The 25,150-nt window shown below is 59.2% G+C and carries 21 protein-coding genes and 2 tRNA genes; 14 read left to right on the top strand and 9 right to left on the bottom strand.

The genetic code is table 11. The annotated features are described in order from the left end of the window. Window positions 1-8 precede the first annotated feature (8 nt). The gene (locus tag HUV48_RS08435; RefSeq protein WP_176267382.1) at window positions 9-1,880 is read right to left on the bottom strand and encodes a PHA/PHB synthase family protein; all 1,872 of its coding nucleotides are present in this window, start codon (window positions 1,878-1,880) and stop codon (window positions 9-11) included. Between the two features lie 173 nt (window positions 1,881-2,053). Between HUV48_RS08435 and HUV48_RS08430 the strand changes: the two genes are divergently transcribed. Continuing rightward, window positions 2,054-3,244 (top strand): LL-diaminopimelate aminotransferase, encoded by a 1,191-nt coding sequence (locus HUV48_RS08430; protein WP_176267819.1) that lies wholly within the window; start codon window positions 2,054-2,056, stop codon window positions 3,242-3,244. Between the two features lie 28 nt (window positions 3,245-3,272). Further along, window positions 3,273-4,085 carry a crotonase/enoyl-CoA hydratase family protein gene (locus tag HUV48_RS08425; RefSeq protein ID WP_176267381.1) on the top strand — a complete coding sequence of 271 codons (813 nt, stop codon included), beginning with the start codon at window positions 3,273-3,275 and terminating at the stop codon, window positions 4,083-4,085. Window positions 4,086-4,097: 12 nt separating this feature from the next. On the opposite strand, the gene HUV48_RS08420 is transcribed toward HUV48_RS08425, so the two are convergent. Further along, window positions 4,098-4,904, bottom strand: a complete 807-nt coding sequence (locus HUV48_RS08420; RefSeq protein ID WP_225871617.1) for an acyl-CoA thioesterase — start codon at window positions 4,902-4,904, stop codon at window positions 4,098-4,100. 90 nt (window positions 4,905-4,994) lie between these two features. On the opposite strand from HUV48_RS08420, the gene HUV48_RS08415 reads away from it, so the two are divergent. From HUV48_RS08415 to HUV48_RS08400, 4 genes are all read left to right on the top strand, one after another. Further along, a tRNA-Cys gene (locus HUV48_RS08415) sits at window positions 4,995-5,068 on the top strand. Window positions 5,069-5,118: 50 nt separating this feature from the next. Continuing rightward, window positions 5,119-5,194: transfer RNA gene (locus HUV48_RS08410), tRNA-Thr, on the top strand. 611 nt (window positions 5,195-5,805) lie between these two features. Further along, window positions 5,806-6,327 (top strand): hypothetical protein, encoded by a 522-nt coding sequence (locus tag HUV48_RS08405; protein ID WP_176267379.1) that lies wholly within the window; start codon window positions 5,806-5,808, stop codon window positions 6,325-6,327. Window positions 6,328-6,353: 26 nt separating this feature from the next. Then, entirely contained in the window at window positions 6,354-7,616 is a 1,263-nt protein-coding gene (locus HUV48_RS08400) for a reverse transcriptase domain-containing protein (protein ID WP_176267378.1), read from the top strand. Window positions 7,617-7,697: 81 nt separating this feature from the next. Here HUV48_RS08400 and HUV48_RS08395 read toward each other — a convergent pair whose 3' ends face one another. Beyond that, window positions 7,698-8,579 (bottom strand): hypothetical protein, encoded by an 882-nt coding sequence (locus HUV48_RS08395; protein WP_176267377.1) that lies wholly within the window; start codon window positions 8,577-8,579, stop codon window positions 7,698-7,700. A 376-nt stretch (window positions 8,580-8,955) separates the two neighbouring features. Here HUV48_RS08395 and HUV48_RS08390 point away from each other — a divergent pair, with 376 nt between their 5' ends. The 3 genes from HUV48_RS08390 to HUV48_RS08380 are packed head-to-tail and all read left to right on the top strand — an operon-like array spanning window position 8,956 to window position 9,781. Beyond that, complete coding sequence (locus HUV48_RS08390; protein WP_176267376.1) at window positions 8,956-9,360, top strand: hypothetical protein; 405 nt, start codon at window positions 8,956-8,958, stop codon at window positions 9,358-9,360. After that, a complete protein-coding gene (locus tag HUV48_RS08385; RefSeq protein WP_176267375.1) occupies window positions 9,348-9,536 on the top strand; it encodes a hypothetical protein in 189 nt (62 codons plus the stop codon). Before HUV48_RS08390 ends, HUV48_RS08385 begins: the two co-directional genes overlap by 13 nt. Continuing rightward, window positions 9,533-9,781: a hypothetical protein gene (locus HUV48_RS08380; protein WP_176267374.1), complete on the top strand. Its 249-nt coding sequence runs from the start codon at window positions 9,533-9,535 to the stop codon at window positions 9,779-9,781. Before HUV48_RS08385 ends, HUV48_RS08380 begins: the two co-directional genes overlap by 4 nt. A gap of 53 nt (window positions 9,782-9,834) precedes the next feature. On the opposite strand, the gene HUV48_RS14505 is transcribed toward HUV48_RS08380, so the two are convergent. Further along, complete coding sequence (locus tag HUV48_RS14505) at window positions 9,835-9,957, bottom strand: hypothetical protein (RefSeq protein WP_263970496.1); 123 nt, start codon at window positions 9,955-9,957, stop codon at window positions 9,835-9,837. 1,141 nt (window positions 9,958-11,098) lie between these two features. On the opposite strand from HUV48_RS14505, the gene HUV48_RS08375 reads away from it, so the two are divergent. Further along, complete coding sequence (locus HUV48_RS08375; RefSeq protein WP_176267373.1) at window positions 11,099-15,250, top strand: AMP-binding protein; 4,152 nt, start codon at window positions 11,099-11,101, stop codon at window positions 15,248-15,250. A gap of 381 nt (window positions 15,251-15,631) precedes the next feature. On the opposite strand, the gene HUV48_RS08370 is transcribed toward HUV48_RS08375, so the two are convergent. Further along, window positions 15,632-16,063, bottom strand: coding sequence for a response regulator (locus tag HUV48_RS08370; protein ID WP_176267372.1), 432 nt, complete (start codon window positions 16,061-16,063; stop codon window positions 15,632-15,634). Window positions 16,064-16,223: 160 nt separating this feature from the next. Beyond that, window positions 16,224-17,528, bottom strand: coding sequence for a hemolysin family protein (locus HUV48_RS08365; protein WP_176267818.1), 1,305 nt, complete (start codon window positions 17,526-17,528; stop codon window positions 16,224-16,226). A gap of 167 nt (window positions 17,529-17,695) precedes the next feature. Here HUV48_RS08365 and HUV48_RS08360 point away from each other — a divergent pair, with 167 nt between their 5' ends. After that, the gene (locus HUV48_RS08360) at window positions 17,696-18,394 is read left to right on the top strand and encodes a YiaD family glycine zipper/OmpA-like lipoprotein (RefSeq protein WP_176267371.1); all 699 of its coding nucleotides are present in this window, start codon (window positions 17,696-17,698) and stop codon (window positions 18,392-18,394) included. A 74-nt stretch (window positions 18,395-18,468) separates the two neighbouring features. On the opposite strand, the gene HUV48_RS08355 is transcribed toward HUV48_RS08360, so the two are convergent. Next, the gene (locus HUV48_RS08355; RefSeq protein WP_176267370.1) at window positions 18,469-20,781 is read right to left on the bottom strand and encodes a putative bifunctional diguanylate cyclase/phosphodiesterase; all 2,313 of its coding nucleotides are present in this window, start codon (window positions 20,779-20,781) and stop codon (window positions 18,469-18,471) included. Then, window positions 20,778-21,389 carry a cupredoxin domain-containing protein gene (locus HUV48_RS08350; protein ID WP_176267369.1) on the bottom strand — a complete coding sequence of 204 codons (612 nt, stop codon included), beginning with the start codon at window positions 21,387-21,389 and terminating at the stop codon, window positions 20,778-20,780. Before HUV48_RS08350 ends, HUV48_RS08355 begins: the two co-directional genes overlap by 4 nt. Window positions 21,390-21,488: 99 nt before the next feature. On the opposite strand from HUV48_RS08350, the gene HUV48_RS08345 reads away from it, so the two are divergent. Both HUV48_RS08345 and HUV48_RS08340 read left to right on the top strand, forming a co-directional pair. Further along, complete coding sequence (locus HUV48_RS08345) at window positions 21,489-22,373, top strand: DUF3034 family protein (protein ID WP_176267368.1); 885 nt, start codon at window positions 21,489-21,491, stop codon at window positions 22,371-22,373. 18 nt (window positions 22,374-22,391) lie between these two features. After that, window positions 22,392-22,922 (top strand): group I truncated hemoglobin, encoded by a 531-nt coding sequence (locus tag HUV48_RS08340; RefSeq protein ID WP_176267367.1) that lies wholly within the window; start codon window positions 22,392-22,394, stop codon window positions 22,920-22,922. On the opposite strand, the gene HUV48_RS08335 is transcribed toward HUV48_RS08340, so the two are convergent. Beyond that, window positions 22,919-23,701, bottom strand: coding sequence for a 3'(2'),5'-bisphosphate nucleotidase CysQ (locus tag HUV48_RS08335; RefSeq protein WP_176267366.1), 783 nt, complete (start codon window positions 23,699-23,701; stop codon window positions 22,919-22,921). The genes HUV48_RS08340 and HUV48_RS08335 overlap by 4 nt on opposite strands. A gap of 124 nt (window positions 23,702-23,825) precedes the next feature. Here HUV48_RS08335 and sucC point away from each other — a divergent pair, with 124 nt between their 5' ends. Then, window positions 23,826-25,025 carry an ADP-forming succinate--CoA ligase subunit beta gene (gene sucC, locus HUV48_RS08330; RefSeq protein WP_176267817.1) on the top strand — a complete coding sequence of 400 codons (1,200 nt, stop codon included), beginning with the start codon at window positions 23,826-23,828 and terminating at the stop codon, window positions 25,023-25,025. The last annotated feature ends 125 nt before the right edge of the window (window positions 25,026-25,150 follow it).

Below are 25,150 nucleotides of genomic sequence, written 5' to 3'. Positions count from 1 at the left end.
TAGCAGCCTTATCGGCTCATTACGTAGCGTCCAGGCGCATCCTCGATCACCGTGTCGCCCTTCCCGCCAGGCTTGCGCTTCCCCTTCGCGGGCACCTTGTCGGAGCCGTGCGACTTGATCCACTCGAGCCAGTTCGGCCACCAGCTGCCCGGATGTTCGTCCGCACCTGCGACGAAATCGGCGAGACTTTCGGCTTCGTTCTCGTTCGTCCAGAACTGGTACTTCTTCGCCTCGGGCGGATTGACCACTCCCGCAATATGCCCCGATCCGGCGAGCACGAACTTCACCGGTCCGGCGAAGTGGTCCTGCAGCCGCCAGACGCTTTCGGCCGGCGCGATGTGATCCTCCTTGCCCGCTTGGATATAGGTCGGCGTTTTGACCTTGGTGAGATCGATCGGCGTGCCGTCCACCTCGATCGCGCCCGGCTGCACCAGCTTGTTGTCGCGGTAGAGGTCCTTCAAATAGCTCTGGTGCCACTTTGCCGGCAGGTTCGTGACGTCGCCGTTCCAATGGAGCAGATCGAAAGCGGGATAATCCTCTCCGAGCAGGTAATTGTTGACCACGTAATTCCAGATGAGGTCCGTCCCCCGAAGCATGTTGAACGTCGCGGCCATGACGCGCCCGTCGACATAGCCGTCGGTCGTCATCTTCTCGAGCGCCGCAATCTGGGTATCGTCGACGAAATTCAGCAGTTCGCCTGCCTTCTCGAAATCAACTTGCGCGGTGAAGAAGGTCGCGCTCTTGACCTTGTCCGCCCCGCCGCGCTGTACCAGCAGCGACAGGGTCGCCGCCAGCGTCGTTCCGGCAACGCAGTATCCGATCGCGTGTACCGCCTCGACGTCCAGCCGCTCGCGAACGTGATCGATCGCTTCGATCTGGGCGCGCACGTAATCGTCCCAGATCACCTCGGCCATGCTCGTATCCGCCGATTTCCAGCTGACCATGAAGACCGAGATGCCCTGCTCCAGCGCCCAGCGCACGAAGCTCTTCTTCTCGTTGAGGTCGAGAATGTAGAACCGGTTGATCCAGGGCGGGAAGATCAGGAGCGGCGTTTCCAGCACCTTGTCGGTCGTAGGCGTATACTGAATGAGCTGGTAGATCGGCGTTTCGTGTACCACCTTGCCCGGCGTAACCGCGATGTTCTCGCCCAGCTTGAAGGCATTGGCATCGGTATGGGTAAGCTGGCCGCGGCGGAGATCGTTCAGGAAATGCTCCATGCCCTTGATGAGGTTCTGGCCGCCGGTCTCGATCGTCCGTTGAAGCACGACGGGATTGGTCACCGCGAAGTTCGCGGGACTGACAGCATCGACCATCGCTTCGGAAAAGAAGCGCATCTGTTCGCGCTTGTCCTCGTCCAGGCCCGGCATGGTATCGACCAACTCGCGCGCCTTCTCGGCAATCATCAAGTAAGTCTGATGGATGAGTATGTAAGCGGGGTGGCCGCGCCATTTCTCGTCCTTAAACCGCTTGTCCGAATGGGGCAGCTCCGCCGGCTCGCTGGCATCGGCATTCGGCATCGCCTTGCCCAGCGCCGCCTGCCACACCTTCACCCCGTCATCCCACGCCTTCATCTGGCTCTGCGGGTCGAGCATCTTCTGCCACTGCGCCGCCCAGCCCTGCGCGAGCGTCATCATCTGAGCCGGGTCCATCCAGCCCGCCATCGGTCCGCCGTCCTGCGCGCGCTGCATCGCCTCGGACTGGAACTGCGCCCACTGCGCCTGCAGGTTAGTGGCGACCGCGGTCCACTGCTCCATCTCGTCCGATCCCACCTGCGGCAGCATCGCGCCGCCTGCGAACGGCGCCATCATCGTCTGCGCCGCCTCGACCTGCTGACGGAACATCTGCGTAAGCTGGTCTGGCTGGTCGGTCGTGTCGGTCATGGGCATCCTCGTCCGTTTTATTTATCGGGCCGGAACAAGCGGCGCTTGGGAACGCAGAAGCTATAACCGGCAATTCAGACGATTGCACGGCGCATTGCAATGCGTCACAATTACCGCAAGAGCGCGTAAGAAAATTATCGAATTGCCGCCCAGCGCCTTCCTTCTGGAGCATGATGGAACACGACTTTTACCGTATCAAGCGACTGCCGCCCTACGTGATCGCCGAAGTGAACCAGCTGCGTCACCAGGCGCGGCAGGAGGGGCGCGACATCATCGACCTAGGCATGGGCAATCCCGATCAGCCGCCGCCTCCGCACGTGATCGCGAAACTGTGCGAGGTTGCGCAGAAGCCGAGCGCGCATGGCTATTCGCAGTCGCGGGGCATTCCTGGCCTTCGGCGCGCTCAGGCCAATTATTACGGACGGCGCTTCGGCGTCGATCTCGACCCGGAACGCGAAGTCGTCGTCACGATGGGTTCGAAAGAGGGGCTCGCGAGCCTCGCCAATGCGATCACCGCGCCGGGCGATGTGATCCTCGCGCCCAACCCGTCCTATCCGATCCACACCTTCGGCTTCATTATCGCGGGCGCGACCATCCGCAGCGTTCCGGTGACGCCGGACGAGGAATACTGGAAAGCGCTCGACAGCGCGATGCACTTCACCGTCCCGCGGCCGAGCGTACTGGTGGTGAACTATCCGTCGAACCCCACCGCGGAAGTCGTCGATCTTGCCTTCTACGAGCGGCTCGTCGCATGGGCGAAGGAGAACGGCGTCTGGATCATCTCCGACCTCGCCTATTCGGAGCTTTATTTCGACGGCAATCCCACCCCCTCGATCATGCAGGTGCCGGGCGCGAAGGATGTCGCGATCGAGTTCACCTCCATGTCCAAGACCTACTCGATGGCAGGTTGGCGCATGGGCTTTGCGGTCGGCAACCGCGAACTCATCGCGGCGATGAGCCGGGTGAAAAGCTACCTTGATTACGGCGCCTTCACGCCGATCCAGGCGGCGGCGTGCGCGGCACTCAATGGTCCGCAGGACATCGTGGAAAGCAACCGGAAGCTCTATCACAAGCGCCGCGACGTCATGGTCGAAGCGTTCGGCCGGGCCGGGTGGGAGATACCTCCGCCCGCAGCCTCGATGTTCGCCTGGGCCCCGCTTCCTGCCGTGTTCCGGGACATGGGTAGTCTCGAATTTTCCAAGAAGCTGCTGACCGAAGCCGAAGTCGCGGTTGCCGCCGGAGTCGGCTACGGCGAGAAGGGCGAAGGCTTCGTCCGCATCGCGATGGTCGAGAACGAACAGCGGCTGCGGCAGGCGGCGCGCAACGTGAAGCGGTTCTTCAAGGATTACGGCGTCAATTCCTGACGCCCCGACAACGACAGGCGGAGAGACAATGCAGCAGGTGATCGAGAATAACGGCCGCATATCGGCCGAACTCGGGAACGACGGCGTAGCGCATGTGCGCCTTCAGCGCGCCGACAAGATGAACGCGCTCGATCCCGCCATGTTCGATGCGATCATCGTCGCCGGGGATACGCTGTCGCGCACTCCAGGTCTGCGCGCCGTGGTGTTATCGGGCGAAGGGCGCTCGTTCTGCGCCGGGCTCGACACGTCGAGCTTCGGCTCTGCCGGTTCGGGGGACGAACCGCCGATTACCGAACGCACTTACGGCAACACCAACAAGTATCAGGAAGTCGCGATGACGTGGCGGCGCCTGCCCGTGCCGGTGATCGCGGCGATTCACGGCGTATGCTTCGGCGGGGGCATGCAGATCGCAAGCGGCGCTGACATCCGCGTGGTCCATCCCGAGGCCCGCATGGCGATCATGGAAATGAAATGGGGCCTCGTTCCGGACATGGGCGGCTACGCGCTATGGCGCGGGCTTGTACGAAACGACGTGCTGCGCGAACTTGTTTATACCAACCGCGAGTTCTCCGGCGAGGAAGCGGTCTCGCTCGGCCTTGCGACCTGTTGCGACGACAATCCTCTGGAACGCGCAAACGCCATCGCAGCGGAAATCGCCTCGCGCAATCCCGATGCCGTGCGCGCCGCCAAACGCCTGTTCGACGTAATGCAGGACGAAGGTACTGACCGCATACTCATGGCCGAAAGCGAGGAGCAGGCGAAGGTCATCCGCCAGCCGAACCAGATCGAAGCGGTGATGGCGGGCATGCAGAAGCGCCGGCCGAAGTTCACCGATAGCTGAGCCGTACGGCTCTCAGCCGAAGATCGCGACTTGCTGCATTCCGGCAAGCATCTGCTTGCCGTCTGCGTTCCACAGCCGCAGCCGCTCGCTCGAATAGCCTTCGTCGGCGAACATGCTGCCGTTCTCGGTCAGCCACCAGCCGTCCGTGGTCGCAGGCGCGGTATCGAGCAGGTTGAAGGACCAGTTGATCGAGCTGAGCGGACCTTGTCGCTCCATCACCCGCATCGCGCCCGGCGGCAGCGTGTCGCCGAGCAGGACCATCTCCGCCACCGGATCGAGTCCCGACGGCTCCTTCAGCTTGATCCAGCGGCGCACGACAGGCTCGCCCGGTCCGCTGAAGTCCTGCGCGCGGCGTATCTCGTAATTCTGGTGCAGGAAGCTCGGTGCCTTCGACGTGTCGAGTTCTTCGGCTTCCTTGGCCGGACCGGTCCAATTGTCGGGCTTGTCAGGCGCGACTTTCGCATTCGCCTCGCGCGCACCGCCGAAGAGCCAGAAGGCGGTAAGCGCGACGTTCCCGTGCACCAGGATCTCGCTGCGGACCTGCGTGACGCTACGCCCCTGCCGCACCGATTCAGCGCGGAGCGAGAAGCGCTCGCCCACCGGCGCGACGAAACCGATCTGCCCTGCCCTCAGCGGCGGCAGGTCGGGAAAGGCGCGCACGGCTGTCAGGTATGCGATCAGCGCCGACATCCCTCCGTACATCGTGCGGCCCTGCATCCACTTCTCGGCGTCCTTGAACCCCATCTCGGCATCGGTAGGCCCTATGTCGGCCAGCTTGTCGGCTAAAGTCATGCCGTTGCGATACCGGGCTGAACCCATTTCGCAAGAAGGCAATATCGCGATTGCGTTTGTCCTTCCCCCGCGCTAGGGGCCGCTACTTCCGGCGGGCGACACGCTCGATCGGAAAGTGGCCCGATGGCGGAGTGGTTACGCAGAGGACTGCAAATCCTTGCACGCCGGTTCGATTCCGGCTCGGGCCTCCACTTTCCGGTTTCTCCAGCGGCAGGCGCCGCGAAACCGCGGAAAACAGAGCGCCGCTTTAGCTCAGTTGGTAGAGCACATCATTCGTAATGATGGGGTCAGAGGTTCGAATCCTCTAAGCGGCACCACTACTTTCACCAGTAAAGTCTGCAGCTTACGCCTGAAGATGCGTTGGGCGTGATGGGCGATTTTGGCCTACCGAAGACGTCTTCACCCAGTTGAGAAGCTGGCAAAGCTTCAGGCTACTTACGCATTCTCACGTAGAATCAATAAGCTTAAAACGGTTTGGCTAGGATGCTGACCCACTCAGTTGTTTGCGTACTTCCAACAGCTGATTATTTTCGAAGCGGCTGAAAGGCCATAAATACCAATCACTTTCGTAATCATGGGTTCAGCGGTTAGGAATCGAAAAGCAGTCCTCCTACGTTCAAAAGACAAACAGGACGCGCTAATCGGAACGCCGTTCGGTTGGGTCCTGTTTGGGTAGATTCGGATGGGAAAGGTGCACCACTCGATCTACGTGGCAGCCATTCGCTCTGATGCCCAACGGATGACTGCTGATGGGCCGGCTGCAGACTGTCCGCTTTGAGGAAGATGGTAGCTCAGACCGGCCACGACCTTTTGATCTAGTAAGCGAAAAGACCCGAGGTGGCGTGCGCTTGTTCGGGTTGCGTCGTTTTTCCCCAAGGGAATCCTCGGCAAAAATTAGCTGCGCTTTCAACAGCGGGCAGACTTCTATATGGTAGCTAATGGCAGCGAGACCCTTTCGGCCTCGCTTCCCGAAGGTGTCTTGACGGTTTCCTTCGAGATCGGTGCCCGCATCGTCGTTCAGGCGGGCGGCAACGGCCTCGGCTCCATGGCGAAAGCCAGCATCCCGGTGCGGGTTGCTTGGCCCTCCGCTGTTGAAAAGGAGAAGTCAGTGCTCTGTGTTATCCAACGCCCCAACAGGGCACCGGACAATCTTCGGGGAGCTGGGATCGCGGGGCGCCCTCGCGAGGCGAGCAATGCGTCCGCCGCGCCCAGCCGCCGGAATGGCGGCGGAGGCGAACCTGTTCACGGTTTGTTCCGCTGGCTTTTTGGGTTGGTTGCATGTATAGCCTTGGCAGGCGGCCTTCCGGTTGGCACAACTGGACTGCCCGTTCGTGTCGAGATCGGTGCCCGCATCGTCGTTCAGGCGGGCGGCAACGGCCTCGGCTCCATGGCGAAAGCCAGCATCCCGGTGCGGGTTGCTTGGCCCTCCTATGTGCCGCCGGTGTGGTAATTTCCATGGGGAGCCGGCGGTAGCTAATGAACGCTTTCGAACGATCGGTTACCGCTGAAAGCTTGTCGGCCATTTGGGTCGGGAAGCTCAAGAAGCTTCGCCGGTCTTGCTTCGGCGTAGATCGGGTTTCCGCTGATAAGTTCGAGGCGAATCGAGACCGCGAGATCAGAGCGATACGCTCTCGCCTCTCTGGCGAAGAGGCACCATTCAAGAGCCACGGCCTGCTAGCGCTCGCGAAGAAAAAGCCAGACTCCGAAAAATACCGCATCATTTGCGTCCCCACGATGTCTGACCGGTTGATCCAGTTCGCACTTCTGCGAACTCTCAAGGACAAGTTGCGACCTATGGGCCTTGATAACCCTGTGTCCTATGGGATCGCTGAGGGGGCCGCTCGCGGGGTGAAGGGCGCTCGTACGTTCGCATGTGAAGCGCGGGATGCGCACCCCTACGTCTACAAGACCGACATTCAACAGTTCTTCGATAATATTCGGAGGGACCAGCTGTCTCGATGTCTGACCCGAGTAGTTCGACAGTCCTCGCTGCTGCCCTACCTCGACGCATTCCTGCAAACGGAGATTTCAGAGGGCTTTGATAGAAACTGGCGTTCTATCGCCACCGCGAGCGGCATTCGAAAGGGAAAAGGCGTTCGCCAAGGCATGCCGCTGTCACCGCTTTTTGCGGGTGCATATCTCCGCGACTTCGATCGCGCGATGGTGCGCTCGAAAGTGCCAGTCGCTCGGTACGTTGACGACATCGTTGCGTTCTTTGACTCCGAGGCAACGGCGCTCGATTTTCACGAGCGGGTGTCAGATGCGCTCGGTGAATTAGGTCTAACCCTCGGAGCGCCTAACGCTGCCGGATCGAAGACAGCCATATTCCCACCGGGTGAGCCCGCTCCATTTCTCGGAATGGAGATCAGCAGGGCGCCAACGGGGAAACACTTGTTGCGTGTCTCTGCGAGCTGCATCGGTGATTGCGTGACGCGCGTAAGGCTCGCTGGCGACCTGGACTACCTGCAGGAGAAAAAGGTTCGCCTCACCGGAATGGGTCAGTACTTCAAATCAATCTTGAACGGATACATCCACGCATATGCGGAAGCCCGCAACTGTGATGACCTCAAGGCGGCCGTAGAGCAGGCCGCCAAGGCGGCCCAAGCGTCGATCTTACGCGAACTGTTTGGTCGGGCACGGCTTGAGAGCCTTTCCGCCAAGCAGTTTGATTTCATCGGTATAGAGAGGGACACCATCTTGCCGAAAAAAGCAGGGTCGGGGACACTCGCAGAAGACTAAGCGGCTAGCCGCTGAAGAAGATTTCGGACAGAGCTCGCGTGCCAGTGGGTTCCCTCCCCATGCTCCTGACCGTCTTCGTTCTCAGGCGCTAGCACGGTCGAACTCGTCACTGTCGACCAGGCGGATGATGATCGTCTGCGAGCTGAGGACGGGCGTTCCGGACGAATAGGAGACATGTGACCCGTCCTCGAAGCGATGCTGCGTCGTTCCCGCGAACGCCTCCAGCGCAAGGGGCAGGGTGGCGTTGGGGTTGTGGAAGACCTGAATTTCGTCCGACCAGCGCTCCCCGGAGCCGGCCTCAACGAGTTCGTCGAACATCGTGCCGACGACTGCGTTAGGATCGGGATCGAGTCGAAAGCCTATGCGACGGTAGATATGTCGGCCGGGGGCGAAGCCCGCGTCCACGCCCATGCGGTCGAACTTGGCCAGGGTTCCGGCATTGGAAAATACCACAGCGGAGACGTTTTCGGCCCCTGGCCGATCGAAGAACCCGGCCTCGACCGACTTGCCCTTATAGACGTGATCCTCAACCTTCACGCTCCTGATCGACAGCGATCCGTCGATGAATTGCCACTCGACCCTGTGACCGTATAGATAGCGCCAGAGCGCCTCCTGCGTGTAGGTCATCGATCCTAGCGAGGTCTCATCGCCCGGCTTGTGGAAGTCCGCGACTGCTATGACGAAGGGCTTCCCCGCGCCCGGCCCGCGCTCCCAGTAGCTTTCGCCGGCGGCGGTCTTCTTGTTTAGTTTTCCGGTCAGGGCAGCGCCGAACTTCATCGGCATGTAGTCTTTGCAGAAATCCTTGATTTCTTCCGGCGTTCGGGGATTCGGGTGGTCAGCGAGCACGCCCCCTTGTGACGGAGCACAGGTCGTCGCCTCGATCGTGAACTCGCCCCTCGGCGAAACGCAGTGGAAGTCAGGCGCTTCCGGCTGGGTGACGTCATAGCCCATTTCTCTCAGCATACACTCGCCGAGCTAACCGCAGCTACACCCTGCCTGCCTTTAAACGACGGTAGATTCACAACCGAAGCCGAAGCCGTCGATCGCTATGAGAACTGGCTCGAAGTCCTGTTTATCCTGTCGGACGATGGCTTTGGCCTGACGCTGTTCGTGCAGCTTGACCCGAGCACCGACGAGCGACTCCTGCTCGCTTGTGACGCCTTAACAGCAACGCCGCAGTTGAGTGACAACCACTAAACAGGACCTACCGAGACCTGCCAGCGCATAGCGCGTCAGGCGAACCTTCAATTCTCAACTCTCGCAAAACCAACGCTGCTGACAATCCGGCAGCACCCACGCGGCGTCCACTTCGGGCGCCTTTTTCATTTGGAGAAAGACAATGCTTTCCATCTACGACGACGCAACAGCCGCGGCCGCACTCAGCCAGCCGCTAAACCCACAGCTTAAAGACCTAATTGAAGCGAGGCTCAGCGACGCAAGGAAGCTCGGTCTTAGCGAGCAAACGCACATTGTCGTCATCCAGCCACAGGATAGCGAAGCAGCGCTTGTAACCGAGCTCGGCTGGTCGCCTTTGGTCCACCCGATCGACGGCACCCGGTACGGTGCAGCAGACTTCGAGCCCTACTGGGCATGGCTCGAGGACGTGGGCGGCTGTTACGAACTGCTGCACCCGGTAGGCAACGCAGGCTTCGCTTACATTCTGCTGATCGAGAAGGGAGCGAGCAAGTTTGCCGCGATGTGTCAGGAGGCGCTGCAAGCAGGGAGCGACTCATGCGACTTCTAGGCTACATTGTAGCCGGCTGCATCGCGCTTGCCGTATTGCAGGCCGCGGTCGTCGCAGGCGTAGTTCTATGTCTCCTGCTATGGCTGTACGCTCTCATCGTTCACCTTGCGAACGATACCCTGATGGCTGCCGTGGAAGCCGGGGCGGCTGGTATCACAGGATGGGCGAAGCCATGAGCCTTCAGAACCTCCAACAAACGTTGAAGGCAGGCGGCTGCAATCAGGCTGATCAGGTTATTCTGCTTATCGAAGAATGCCTTCGAACCGGTGTTGCTGCGGGTACGGACATCGTCTCGGCCGTTGCAGCACTTGGCTATAACAAGCAGTACGTTGGACTAACGCTAAATCAGCATACCGGCAGTATGCCAAAGCAGCACTACTGGTTCAAAACTGCTAACGGCGACTACAACCTGCACGAGTGAACCTATCAACCCCGGACCCCTTGGCAGCAGCCTTGCGGGTCCGGGGCTTCTTATTATCGTTTTTCGCTTTCTCTTGCGTCCGTGCCGCCAGAGGTCCGAACCGCACGCCAGAGAGCCGCTATGCTGGTCAGGACCGCCGCTACGCCGAGCAGGAAATCTCCGTCGATTACGATCATCGTCATCTCCTCTCGGACCATCTTGTTTCATATTTGTTCTGAAGTAGGAAAGAGGTTTTGCGATTTGGCAAGGCGTACGGAGTACGTAAAGCCTTCGTGAAGCAGCGCGCGGCGCCTCTACGTTGCTTGTCAGACCCACAAGATTGTTACCCAACGCATCGGGCTCGACGCTCGGATGCCAGAAGTGCGCACTAGCTTCGCCCGCTTAGTAGCACCTACTTCCGATGTGCATGTGGCAGTATCCGCGCCATGCGAGGCGGTCAAAATGGCGTAGTTCATTACCTGACTGGCAATGAATTCATCCGACGGCTCAGCAGATCATCATAGTATTAGCAAGACGAAAGAGGGCCATTTCGACGCGCTTCTGGCAATGCACCGAGGCCCCCTGCCTTAGTGCGATGTAACGCTAAACGTTTGCGGGTTCCGCCGTCGGGGTTTCTACCTTTTCAGTATGCCGCTCAAGGCTCCAAACCGTACAGGCTAATACCACGAATACGCCAATAGCGGCAGTTGCTACTACATCATTCTCACCGCACAAATGCCATAAGACTACCACGAGGACGGGGGCTATGCCTGCAGTGTAGTAAAATACATACCTAAGCGCCTGCGTGAGGTAAAACCACATAACGATGTCAGTACTTACGCTCGTTCGCTTGGGCAACGAGCCACTTCGTCAAACCGTTGATGATTGAACGCAGCCAATTTAACATCATAGCGTGCCTCTCTGAAAGCGAATCAGCGAGAAGGCTATCTGTCATTCTAGTTAAAGCAAAGTTGAAAAGCGCCTGGTTACAGTTGCTGACAAAACCCTGTCGCAAGGGAGATGGCAAATGTTGTGACCCACAGTTTTTCCGCAGTCGAGATTACTGTTACTATGATAAGGACTAACCGATCCTTCTTTCCAGGCTAATTTGCCCTCATTCCGCCGGTTGACGACATGGCAGACATATCGGCGAGCACGATAGATCGGTTGCCTCAGGAGTCTTGTGAGCCGGTCCGCCTCCCGAGGTTCTGATCGCGCGGTGAGGTCGTAGTTGCCATTTAAGCGAGGTCTGCGCCAAATCGTCGAAGCCAATAAATTGAATTTTTAGACAATCTTTGTATGGGCGATACAACTTCACTCCGAACCTGGTCCCATTTCATGAATATTCACGCGTTCGCCGGTACGGCCAATAATGCACGTTTTTTGCTCTCGGAGAAGGCGACTGGCACATCTTCTGCCTTACCAGTCACTTACGAAATTTCCGGACCCTTAAATCTCGAAAAACTCGCTGATGCCGTTGAGGCAGTGATATTGGCCAATCCAATGTTGCGTGCTGAAAGTACGCTAGAAAACGGTTCAAATGTGACGATCACGGTTTTTAGTGATGCTGCACCCTTAGTAATACACGACCTAAGCGGACGTGAAGCAGCCGATGTTGAACCGGCAATTCGAGAGTTTATCGGACGGGAAATTAAGGCCGCCGGCACTCGCTTTCGCGCAACAATCGTAAAAGTCAGTCAGAAGCGTTTTTTTCTAACCTGCATATTCCATCACAGCTTGATCGACGGAGTTTCAATCGGCTTATTCTTCGATACGCTTGCGAAAGTCTATAACAGCAACAGCAGTCTCGATGCCCTTTTCTCAGATGCCGACCTAAACTTCCAAAATGTTTGCAATGAGACCCGTAATGCCGAGGCATTGCGCGCAGATGCCGATGGTGCGTACTGGTCCGAACTACTTGCGAATAACGATACACCTTCACCAATCGCCTCTGCCCTAGCAGAGGAGTACGATGATCGTTTGCAAACCGGGTGTGTTCAACGGTTCATTACTGACAGCGAACACGATGCGATACGTCAGCGAGCGCGCAAGATAGGCGTGCGAACATTCTCACTTTATCTAACGCTCGGCCAGAGCGTCCTCCAGCGTATGACCGGCCAAAATGATGTGATCGTGTCTATGCAGAGCGCTGGCCGCAGAAATTTCGAAGGCAATTCCAACACTATCGGACTGTATTCTCGCGCGCTAGTCATCCGTGCAGGTGACAAACCAGCAGTTAACTTGGCCGAACGAGCGCGGTTAGCAGACGCGCAGGTTGACGGCGCATTGGTACACGAAATGACGCCGTATCAGGATATCCTCGGACACATGGAGGGGACTCCGCGTTTTGCCTTTAATTGGTATCCGGTTCAGGAGCCGCTCTCGTTTGCCGGATGCTCCTGCGAAGAACGAATAATCTATCCTTGGCAAACGACCTTCGATCTGAATTTTCATTTCGTACGCATCCCGGGAGGGGTCGACTTTCGTTTGTTCTTCAACCGAGCGCATTGCGATGAAAGAGCAGCAAATGTCGTCGCCGATCAGCTTCATCATTTAGTTCAAACCGCGCCAACAACGCCTGACGAAGCGAACCTGCCAACTTTAGGTGGGCCCCTGTCAGGAACGGTGGTTACCGACTTGATGACAGGTCGAATAGAAGAAGTCTTTCGGCAGTGCGCTGCGAACTGCGCGGAGAAAACCGCAATCCATTCTTTTGATCGCTGCGTTTCTTACCGCGAATTAACCGACGAAGTCACCAATGTGGCAGCGGCCTTGTCCGAGCAAAAAGTCAAAGCGCCCCGGGTGATGGTGGTTGGTGAACGCGGACCAGGCTTGGTGGTGGCTGCGCTCGCGGCTCTTAAAGCAGGTGGGTCATTCGCTATTGTCGACGCTGCGTATCCTGAGGGCCGAATTGCGCAGTTTCATCAAAAGCTGGTTCCGGACTTTGTGGTATTTTGCGACAATGCCGACAGCGACTTCCTTCAAACCACCGACTGTTCATACGAACGCATTGATTGGGTACCTAGCAGTGATATCGCTGCGATTATGGCTCGCACTTCCCACGCGGAATTGCCAGGCTCCGAAAATGTCGCCTACTGGCTGTTCACGTCCGGCAGCACAGGCGAACCGAAATGTGTATCGAGCGATCACGCACCTTTGCTCAATGCAATCTCGTGGCAACGTTCAACGTTCGGCATACGCGAAGCTGACAAGACAAGTTTTTTGTCCGGGGTCAGCCATGATCCGTCTTTGCGTGACATATTCCTGCCCCTGTTGACCGGAGGAGAATTACATATCCCCGATCCGGCCAAAATCCTCGAGCCGGGGTACGTACGGGATTGGCTGAAAGAGCAACGTGTTACAGTGGCGCATTTGACGCCAGCTATGACGCAGGTGATCGGTGCAGGTCGAAATGTTTCAGCAACCCTTCCACACCTGCGCCTGCTCTTCGTAGGAGGTGAACGTGCCAGCACCAAAGCACGGCAGGAACTCCGCGAACTCGCTCCGCACGCCGCACTTATAAATGTTTACGGGGCCACCGAAACGCCACAGATTGTGCTTTACAAGGATATCACCGAGCGTTGCGAGACACTCCGTTCGGAGCGCGCGATTGGTTATCCGCGCGCAGACGTCACCGCCGAAGTAAGGGGGCGCGACAACCGGTTATGCGGATATTTCGAACCGGGCGAAATCGCGATTGTTTCGCCGTTTCTTTCTAACGGATATAATTTTGGCGAAACGGATAAGACATCGCCTTTTGACTTTGCCGAGAGCACCGGAAAGCCGCTATCGTATCGTACAGGCGATGTGGGGTATGTAGATGATGCAGAAGGCATTGTGCTGCTTGGACGCGCCGACGACCAAATAAAAATTCGCGGTTATCGGGTGGAACCGGGTGAGGTAACAGCGCAACTGCGGGCGCTGGTTGGTCATGACGAGGCAGTTGTCTTGGCCGTACCGCACCAAAATGCTCACCGCCTGATTGCTTATATAGCCGATACACCAGCGACTGACATAGAACACTTGCGTTCTAGATTACGCGACAAGCTTCCGCCCTATATGATGCCTGAGGGGTACGTGGCCGTTGCTGAACTGCCGAAGTTACGAAACGGGAAGATCGATCGCACCGCACTGTTCTCAATTACAGCAGAGCTCGATCAAGGCTCGCAAACGGTAGTTGCTCCAGCAACCGCGAGTGAGCGTCAGTTGGTTGAAGTTTGGGAACGTGTTTTAGGCGTGTCGCCAATTAGCGTTAACGAAAGCTTGTTCGATCTGGGAGGTGATTCTCTTACTGGCGTCATGTTGATGGTAGAACTCGAGCGCGAAGGACTGGACGAAAATGTCGCCCGGTCCATTCTTGCTGGGGCAACCATTCGTGAAATTGCGCGCAAGACGGACGAGGGGTCGCCGCCGGAGGAAGCAAAGCCCCTCTCGTTCGAACCTGGGCCGCTTCTGTCGCGCACAGCAATCCATATGGCTCGCGGTTTGCTTGTTATTTTGATTATCGCCGGTCATTGGTTTCCAGGTGTAGCTGAGCGAATAGCGTTCTTCGCATCAATAAAGCCGATTCTGACGCCTGTCTTTAACCTTAGTACGCCCGGTTTTGCGATAATTTTCGGCATCAGCTTCGGTTATTTTAATTTCGAGACCTATCAAACGCGAAAAGCGATCTTCAACAGGCAGCTTCGCCTTGGTGCGATCTTTCTCTTCATCGCGATGCTCTTCATATCAGCTAATCTTGGTATCGGACGATACTTGGACGACCGCGGCCCAACTTTAGCGTTCTTAATTTCGTCACTGTACAGTGTGATCGGATTTTACCTGCTTGCGCTTATTTCGCTACCTTGGTGGTTTGGCTATTTTAATAAGTTTGGCTTCACTCGAAGATCACTCGCAGTCATTCTCGCCGGTTTTATCGTGATGGACCAGATCACGCAGTATCTCTTTCCTTACGATTTGCCGGACGGGCCGCTTCAGCTTTTACGCAACTATGTTGCTGCCAAGTTCAGCTATTTCAGTCTTGGCATCGGTGCGATTGCCGGCATTTACATGGGCCACAAGCTACGGGAATCGCCAAGGTTGCCGCTACGCAGCGAGTTTCTTATCGCCAGTACATCCTTCATGGTCTTGGGAGTCGTTTGGGGCTATTTCTTGGGAGATTTGCCCGAACTCGAACGAGGATCGCAGCGCATCGATTACTGGAAGTGGTTGCTCTATTTTGGTGCCTCAATGGCTCTCGTGAGCGGTCTCTGGTTCTTCCTCACGAGCAAACTCGTTGGCGTTGGGATCGTGGACTGGATAATTAAGCTGGTCGCATCGATCGGATCGCTAGCTCTATTTTTCTTCGTCTTTCACGGCTTTGTTCAAGGGCTGAAAGGTATTTTCGATTCGTTGGGAAGCTCAGACATCGTCGGACTGTTGCTAGCATTGGTTATCTTCGGCGCTATCAGCGCTTTTGGTATTCGAAAGATGTGGCGGTTATATTTCTGATGAAAGCCGATAAAGTAGCGCGTCACTAGACGCTATCGATCTCTTCGTTCTGCGAAAGTATGAACGTTTTTGATCGTCCAGGCGAGGAGTCACCTAGCTCTGACCTTTGGATGGGCTGTGCGCGTCAGTATGATAGCGTGCCTCAGTGGGGCTAGACGGGGTCACTTTTCCGCATTTCACCGAGCCGAAGAACTTTAGTTAGGAAACGCAGCAGACTGTCTCTTACATACTTTGGGTGGTAATTGGGTCGAACCGCTGCAGCCTCTAAGCTAACTACCTATCAAATTGAAATGCTGTACTTTTTGCAAAATCGTAACTAGATTTCGTAATGATGGGGTCAGAGGTTCGAATCCTCTAAGCGGCACCACCTCTCAAAAGCGACTATTCGACGACCTTGAGCAGCGAGCGCGTGATGACCTCCGCCTCGCACGGTTTTTCGCAGTTGATCACCGTTCCCTCGCAGCAAGGCTCGAATTCGCGCGCGGTCTCGTTCGCCGAGTGGAACAGTACCGGGACACCTTCGCGCATCAGTCGCTGGGCAAGCTCGTAAGTCGTGCCGTCACATAGCCGCACGTCGAGAATTGCTGCGTCGATCCTGTGCGCATCGATCTCGCTGCGGCACTGGCTGACGTGCGCGAACGGTCCCAAAACGGTGCCGCCCATATCCTCGACCAGTTCGGCAAGTGCCATCGCGACCAGTGCCTCGTCCTCGGCAATAAGAATGCTGCAGCCTTCCAGATCCTGCCGCGCAGAGGCATCGCCGGCATCATTCGTGCCGTCTGCCAAAGTCAGGATCGGAGTATTCGCTCTCATGTCAGGCCAACGGCGAGAACAAACAAATGTTTCCCGAGAAAATTATTATAAATCGGTAATTTGCACGAAACGACACCGAAAAAATCGCTGTTTTGAAGCTCCCGACTCGCGAGATATTGCGAGCTTACGTATTATCGCGTTCCTCCCGCTGCGCGCTGCCCTATTCGTCCGTTACGACCTGGCTGACGAGTAGCTTGTCGATCCTGCGACCGTCCAGATCGACGACTTCGAAACGCCAGCCGTGCTGCTCGAAGAAATCGCCTTCCTGCGGCAGGCGCTTCATGACCGCGAGAACGAAGCCGGCCGCCGTCGCGAAATCGCGCTCGCTGCCGTATTCAAAGTCGAGCTTGTCGGCGAGCGCGTCGGCGCTGAGCCCGCCGGACACGAGGTAGGATCCGTCGGCCCGCTCGGTAATCGTCGGCACTTCCCCGTCGTCCTGATCGCTTGCGAACTGGCCTACCATGGCGGTCAGCAGGTCAGCCGGGGTCACGATACCATCGAGGTGGCCATATTCGTCGTGAACCATCGCCATCGCGACCTCGGCTTGCTGCAGAACCCGCAGTCCGTCGATCGCATCGAGCTGGTCCGGGACCACCTCGGCTCGCTTCATCAGCGAAGCGATCTGCGGCTTTCCGCCCGCGACCAAGGCAGCAAGCAGATCGCGCACCTTGATGACGCCGACGATCTTGTCGGCGCTCCCTTCCCCTACGGGGAGGAGCGAGTGCGGGCTCTTGTCGATGACCTTGCGGATTTCTTCCTCGTCCGCGGAAATGTCGAGCCAGTCGATTTCCGGCCGCGGCGTCATCAGTTCGCGCACGGGGCGATCGACCATTCGCACGACCCCGGCGAGCATCTGGTGCTGCTCGTGCTCGATCACACCGGATCGCGTAGCGTCTGCGAAGAGCATGTGCAGTTCCTCCGCCGTTACGGAAGACTGACCGGCAGGACGAATTCCGAGCGCCCGGATCAAAAGCCCCGACGTCGTGTCGAGTATCCAGACGATCGGGGCCGCGACTTTTGCGAGGATCGCCATCGGACGCGCCATGATGATCGCGATCGGGGCAGCCGCACGAAGTGCGACCTGCTTCGGGACCAACTCGCCCACCACCAGGCTGAAATAGGTCGTCAAGGCTATGACGAGCGCGAAGCCAGCATCGTCCGCAACGTCGACCGGCACCCCCAGGGCCGCGAGGCGTTCGCCGACTGGCCCACCGAGGCTCGCTCCCGAGTAAGCACCCGCGATAATGCCCACGAGCGTGATCCCGATCTGCACGGTGGAAAGAAACTTGCCCGGATCGGCTGCGAGTTCGAGGGCGGTCTGGGCACTCGTGCTGCCCTTCTTGGCCGAGCTGCGGAGATTGGCCGTGCGCGCCGACACGATCGCAAGCTCCGACATCGCGAACACGCCGTTGATGAGAATGAGCCCGGCGATGACGAGCAGGTCTGTCCATGGAAACGGGGTCACCGGAACCTCGCTAGCAGAAACGCGCGCCAGCACAATATATCGCACTGCGGAACGGCTCATGCCTTCAAATGTTAGTGGCAGGTGACGCTGGTGGGTGCGTACGGACTCGGTTTCTACGGGGCCGATGGCCGGAACTGCCGGCCGAACCTAGAGGGAGTAATTACAATATGAAACGTTCGAAAATTTTCATCGCCAGTCTGGCGAGCATCTCGCTGCTCGGCGTATCGGCCTGCGTAACCGACCCCAATACCGGCGAGCGAAAGATCTCGCGCACCAGTATCGGCGCTGCACTGGGCGGCACGCTCGGCTACGTGCTCGGCGACGTCATCGGCGGCTCGACGGCCCGCATCATCGGGGCCGGCATCGGCGGCAGCGCCGGAGCAGTCATCGGCAAGCAGTTCGACGACCAGATCCGCGAACTCGAAGAGGAAACGGCCGGTTCGGGCATCGATGTTGAAGAAGTCGGCGACCAGCAGGCGATCCTGCTCAAGCTGCCGGACGGCGTGACGTTCGACGTCGATTCGTCCACCATCTCGCCGGGCTTCCGCACCACGCTCGACACGGTGGCGAACTCGATGATCAAATACCCCAACAGCCTCATCGACGTATATGGCTTTACCGACAATACCGGCTCGGATGCATACAACATGCGGCTGTCGAAAGAGCGTGCGGACGCGGTGGCAAACTACCTCGTTTCGCGCGGCGTTTCGCGTTCGCGGATCGCCACGAAGGGTTACGGAGAGAACCCGGACTACTTCCGCGCAACCAATGACACGCCGGAAGGCCGGGCGCTGAACCGCCGGGTCGAAATCAAGATTACGCCGATCAGTCAGGAAGACGTGGCCGAAGCGCAAGCGGCCAGCTGAACGCTCGATCCGAACCGGATAAAAGAGAGGGGCGGCCGCACGGCTGCCCCTTTTTTTGCGCTCGATTGGAGCGTTCAGGCGGCTTTCCAGTTACGCGGACTGCCCTGATGTTCCACTATCCACTGCTGCACGTTACTCGCCTGCAAGGGCTTGCTGAACAGATAGCCCTGAATGTTGCGGCATCCCTCGCGGCGCAGAATGTCGAGCTGGCCCGGGTCCTCGACGCCCTCGGCCAGCGTATCCATGCCCAGCGCCTCCGCCAGTGTCGTGATCGCGCGAATGACCGCGTGGCCGTTCCCGCCGTTCGCCAGGTCCTGCACGAAGGACCGGTCGATCTTCACCTTGTCGAAGGGGAACGATCGAAGGTAGCTGAGCGACGAGTACCCAGTCCCGAAATCGTCGAGCGCGATCTTGACGCCGAGATTGCGAAGCCGGTGCAGGGTCGAAAGCGTCTTCTCCACATTCGCGATGAAGATGCTTTCGGTGATTTCGAGTTCAAGGCGCTGCGGCGCGATGCCTGAGGTAGAGATCGCTTGCAGAATCTTCGTCGCCAGTTCGGGCGATCCGAACTGCTTTGGCGAGACGTTGACCGCCACGGAAAGGTCGCCGTCCCAAGTCGCCGCGTGACGACAAGCCTCGCGCACCACCCATTCCCCGATCGGCAGAATCAGTCCCGTTTCCTCCGCCAGCGGGATGAACTCGACCGGACTGACAAGGCCATGTTCGGGATGCTCCCAGCGGATCAGCGCTTCGAACCCTTTAAGCCGCTCTTCCGACAGGCTGTAAAGCGGCTGAAAATGCAGGGTGAACTGCCCGTCCCGGATCGCAGTCCGCAGGTCCAGCTCCATCTGGCGGCGCCTGCGCGCCTGTTCGTCCAGCGAAGGTTCGAAGAAGTGGTAATTGGCTTTGCCGTCTCTCTTCGCTCGGTAAAGCGCCAGATCGGCATTCTTCATCAGCGTATTGCTGTCCGCGCCGTCGCCGGGTGCAATCGCGATGCCGAGACTGGCCGAGCAATCGGCCTGTTGCCCTTCGAGAGTGATGGTTCGGATGAAACATGCCTGGATGCGGGCGGCGAGGTCGGCAAGGTTCTGCCCTGCAGCGATGTCGTCGACGAGAATGGCAAACTCGTCCCCACCGAGGCGCGCGATCAGCGCCTCCGGCAGGTTCAGGCGCAAATGATCGGCGACGTCGCGCAGCAAGGCGTCCCCGGCTGGGTGCCCCAGCGTGTCGTTCACGACCTTGAAATCGTCGAGATCGACGTAAACGACCATCAAGCGTTCGTCGCCGCCGCGCCGGTTGACGGCCTGTGACAGCTGCTCCACGAACAGTTTTCGGTTGGGCAAATTGGTCAGGCCGTCGTGAAGGCCGACATGCGTGATCTTGCGTTCACGCTCCTCGATCGCATCGACCATCGTATTGAAGCTACGGGCGAGCCGTCCGATCTCGTCATCGGTTTCGACCGCGACATGGGCATCGCGCCCGTCGCTGACCCGCCGCGCCGCCTCGTCGAGCTTTTGCAAAGGCTTCGTGATGGTGCGCGCCACGCGGAAGCTCAGGCTGAGAACGAGCAGTAGCGCGAATACGCCCAGCCCGCCGATCAGCCAGTTGAGGCTGCTGTATTGCTCCAGCGAAGCGGTCAGCGAATGGCGCAGCACCAGCCGGGGGTGCAGCCCTTCTTCGAGGACGGGCAAGGCCGAGATTCGGTGCAGCATGCGCGTGTCGCTCTCGCGCTCGAAGACGTGGCCGAGTGCCTGCGCGTCGAGATCGGCCGGCAGGTCGCGCCGGCGAATTACATCGGCATCCAGTTCGACCGCGGCCAGCGATTTGAGGCGCTTCATTTCGCGGCCGTCCAGCGGCTGGGCGAGAACCAGCCAGCCGACAAGATTGGGCACCTCGATCGGAGAAGCGGCGGCAAGTGCAAGGTCGTCGCCGAGTTCGATCACGCCGTGGTTTTCACCGGCATCCAGTGCATCCCACAGGCGTAGTGTATCGGGCGGAGGCTTGCCCGATGCGCCGACCAATCCGCCATCCAGACCGACGACGAATGCCGTGTCGAGTTCCGATCGGCCTCGCAAGCTGGCGAGCGCGCTGGCGATGGTCGCCCGGTCGTCGGTCGCTACCGCCTCGCGAAACCCGAAGTCGCGCGAAAGTACTTCCGCCGAACTGCGCATCTGCTGGGCGCGAACATCGAGAAGCTCGTCGAAAACCCGAGCATTCGCGGAGAGGTCGCGCGCCGCGCTCTCCTCGCCGAAGCGAGCGACGCCCTGGCTCACGATGACCATGATCGCTGCCAGCACCGCTCCAAACAGCAGCGCGTACAGCACGCCGATCCGGACCTTCAGCGACCCGAACCGCAGGCTGTCGAAGTTCTTGAGCGGTCCGGTCATCGCAGTTCGACGCTGACCTTGCGCGAGACCGAGCCGGTAAGGTTCAGCGTATAGCGCTTCTCGTTCCCGGGGGCGCGCAGCCGAGGGTGCCAGACAGTGACCCTAGCGGCACCAAGCGGCACCGAGGCGGCACTGAAGACGCCATTGCGGTCCGTTTTCGCAGCATAGGGCGTATCGACCACTCGGATAAAGCCCTGCATGTTGTCGTGAATGTTGCAGCCGAGCGCCACGGTGCCGGTGCTGCCGAAAAATTGCGAGCGCGTCTGGTCCCGGCCGTACAGGTCGATCTCGAAACGGGCCGGCTTGGAAAAGCTGAAAACCGAATGACGCACCGTATCGAGGTTTGGGAAAGCGACCGTGCTGCCTTTCGCAACGACCAGCGTTCCGGGCGTAAACTGCTGGTCCTTCTGCGCCATCGCCATGTGCCAGGGGAACCGGATCGCTCCGGTGTGTCCGGCAGCGGGTTCGACCTCGACCACCGCGCCGCTGACCGGCAGTCCCCGCGCGTCGACGACCTGGATGCGAACGCTCGACCCCTGCGCCGCCCATACGGATGCAAGCGGAAGCGTGATCGCACTGGCAAGCGCTAAGGCAATTTTCCATTTCATCGCGCGCCAGCCGCTAAAGGCAAACCCTTAAGAATCCGCTTAAAGTACTACGAAAGGCGGTTAGCGAGATATTTACCAAACCCGCGTTAACCGGCGCGCATGACGAGGACGAACCGATCGCTTTTGCTTTTCACGGCCGCTCTCGTGTCGCTGCTTTCTTCGCCGGCGGCGGCCGAGAACGAGCCATTGCTCGACGGAGACAAACTGCTGCTCACGAACGGCGTGTCGACGGTCGAAGGCAGCAGCGGCGGCGGGATCGCGACCTGGGCGACCATTTCCGGCATGGAAACGGACCGCGGCATCGGCATCAGCGGTCATGCGACACTTATCGAGCTGCCCAATTTCGGCTGGCGCAGCTACGGCGCATCAATCGGCATCGCCAACCGGATCGAGCTTTCCTACACCCGCCAGGAATTCGACACCCGCGATGTCGGAGCCGCGCTCGGCATCGGGCAGGGATATGTCCTCAACCAGGACGTCTACGGGGCGAAGGTCCGGCTGCTGGGCGACCTAGTCTATGGCGAGCCGCTGCTCCCGCAAGTCAGCATCGGCGTCCAGCACAAGCGCAGCGATGATGGCCCCGTTGCCGCCGCAGTCGGTGCGGCCACCGACGAGAGCACCGATTTCGTCCTTTCCGCCACCAAGCTGCTTCTGGCCCATAGCGTCCTCGTCAGTGCGGCAGCGCGCTATACCGAGGCCAACCAGGGCGGCCTCCTCGGTTACGGCAGCGCGGCGGGCAAGGGTTACTCGCTCCAGTTCGAGGGATCGCTCGCCTACCAATTGTCGCGCCGGGCGGTCGTCGGCACCGAGTTCCGCACCAAACCCGACAATCTAGGTCTGGGAGAGGATGACTGGTTCGACGTGTTCGCCGCCTACGCCGTGACCGATAATGTGACCGTAACAGCGGCCTATGCCGATCTCGGTTCGATCGCCACTTTCGAAGACCAGCGCGGCGCGTATCTCTCCGCGCAACTCGCATTCTGACAAGTCCCGGATAGCCGTATGATGATCACCGCCGCAGCCGCCCTGCTTCTTCTTCAGCAGGCTCCCGCCGACAACACCGACTGGGACGCAATCTTCGGCGTCGAAGAGAAGGTCCGAGATCCCGAAACCGGTGAGCTTCCGGTCGAACCCTACGTTGAAGATAACGCGAACGCCGGGGCCGACCCATTCGAAAGCGGCAAAATGGCGCAGCAATTCGGTGGGCGCGAGGGCATCAGGCGTATCAGCGACCGGCTGGTCGAACTGAATTACGCAGATCCGCGCGTCGCCGACATCTTCATCGCACATGACCGGGTAAGGCTGGAGCGAACCCTGTTCGAACAGTTCTGCTACATTCTGGGTGCCGGCTGCGACTACACCGGTCGCGATATGGCGAGCAGCCACGCTTCGCTCGGCACCACGCGCGCGGACCTCAATGCTTTGGTCGAAAATTTGCAGCAGGCGATGCGCGAGTCGGATGTGCCGTTCCACGCCCAGAACCGCTTTCTCGCCAAGCTCGCGCCGATGTCGAAGGACGTCGTGACCCGCTAGCGCTCGACCAGCGTCGCTGCACGTTCCGCGACATGCGCCTGCGCGTCCGCGTGAATGGCCGGAGCGCTAACGAGCAGACCGAACGCGCGCGGATTGCGCTTGTTGTAGGCGAGCGGCTTACCGAACGCGTCGGTAACCGCGGCGCCCGCTTCGCGCGCTATGAGCGCCGCGGCGGCAATATCCCATTCGAAACCCCAGCGCAGCGTCGTGACCAGGTCGGCGGCATCCGACGCGACCATCGCGACACGCAGTGCAATCGAGTTCGGCTTTGCGACGCTTTCGAGAATGCGGTCCACCTTCGCCAGACTGTCTGCCGGAACGCGCGCGCCTTCGAGCGATCCGCGGGTCGAAGCTTTCAGGCGATTTCCGTTCAGTGAAGAACCCTTGCCTGCCTCTGCCTTCCAGAACTCGCCGCGCGCCGGAGCGGCCAGCATTCCGAGGAGCGGTCTGCCTTCGCTGATGAGAGCCACCGACACGCACCACCCGGGCCGCCCGCGAATGAAATCCCGCGTTCCGTCAATCGGATCGACAAGCCAGATCAGGCTCTTGTCGAGACGCTGCGGCTCATCCACCGTCTCCTCGGAGAGCCAGCCCGCCGCCGGAAGCAGCGCCGACAACTCGCGCCGCAGGAACGCATCGACCGATAGATCGGCAGCGCAGACCGGATTGCCCGGCGATTTCTCCCACGTCTCGACCGCATGGCCCGCGCCCGGCCACTGGCCGAAACCAAGCTGCGCGGCGTCCGCGACAATGCGTTCGAGGCGTTGTGTGTCGATCATGGATGCTAATGTAGGAACGGTTGAGCCGTTCGGCACTTTTCAAGGCGGCTCATCCATGCTTATGCGAGCGCGCATCGAAGCGCACGCGAAATGCGCGACCGGAAATCAGACCGAGGACAATTTTATGAACATCCACGAATATCAGGGCAAAGAACTTCTGGCCGAGCATGGCATCGCCGTTCCGGCCGGACACGCCGCGATGAGCGTGGAAGAGGCCGTTGAAGCGGCGAAGAAACTGCCCGGACCGCTCTATGTCGTAAAGGCGCAGATCCACGCGGGCGGCCGCGGCAAGGGCAAGTTCAAGGAACTGGATGCCAATGCGAAGGGCGGCGTTCGCCTCGCCGAATCGATCGAAGAGGTCGAAGCAGCGGCGAAGGAAATGCTCGGAAATACGCTCGTCACCGCTCAGACCGGCGACGAGGGGAAGCAGGTCAACCGGCTCTATGTGACCGACGGAGTGGACATCGCGCAGGAATACTACCTCTCGCTGCTCGTCGACCGGGCGAGCGGGCAGGTCGCGATGGTCGTATCGACCGAAGGCGGCATGGATATTGAGGCCGTCGCGCACGACACGCCGGAGAAGATCACGACGATCACCATCGACCCGGCGCAGGGCTTCATGCCGCACCACGGCCGTGCGGTAGCCTTCGCGCTCAAGCTGGAAGGCGACACGAACAAACAGGCGCAGAAGTTGTCGAAGAAGCTCTACGAAGCATTCATGGCCACCGACTGCGCAATGCTCGAAATCAACCCGCTCGTCGAAACAAAGGACGGCGATCTCCTGGTGCTCGACACCAAGATGAGCTTCGATGCCAATGCGCTCTACCGCCACCCGAATATCGAAGAAATGCGCGACGAGACGGAGGAAGACCCCGCCGAAGTCGAGGCGAGCGAATATGATCTCGCCTACATCAAGCTCGACGGAAACATCGGCTGCATGGTCAACGGCGCCGGCCTCGCGATGGCAACGATGGACATCATCAAGCTCAATGGCGCGTTCCCGGCGAACTTCCTCGACGTGGGCGGCGGTGCGAACAAGGAGAAGGTGACCGCGGCCTTCAAGATCATCCTGAAGGACCCGGCAGTCGAAGGCATTCTCGTCAACATCTTCGGCGGCATCATGAAGTGCGACATCATCGCCGACGGCATCGTCGCGGCGGCGAAGGAAGTGAACCTGTCGGTACCGCTGGTCGTGCGCCTCGAAGGAACGAACGTCGACAAGGGCAAGGACATCCTCAACAATTCGGGCCTGCCGATCGTAAGCGCTGACGACCTCGGGGATGCTGCCCGCAAGATCGTGGCAGAGGTGAAGGAGGCGGCGTAACAGCGCCCCTCCGCTGCAATCTGTTTAGCCAAAAACCGGATAAACTCCGCTTCCCGTGCGTTAAAGGGAGACAACGCTTGCGCGCACTTGCCTTGACGTTTACGTAAACGCTAGTTATCAGGCGC

Source organism: Qipengyuania atrilutea, assembly GCF_013370205.1.
In the GTDB taxonomy this organism is placed as follows: domain Bacteria; phylum Pseudomonadota; class Alphaproteobacteria; order Sphingomonadales; family Sphingomonadaceae; genus Actirhodobacter; species Actirhodobacter atriluteus.
This window is presented reverse-complemented; position numbering and strand designations above follow the sequence as displayed.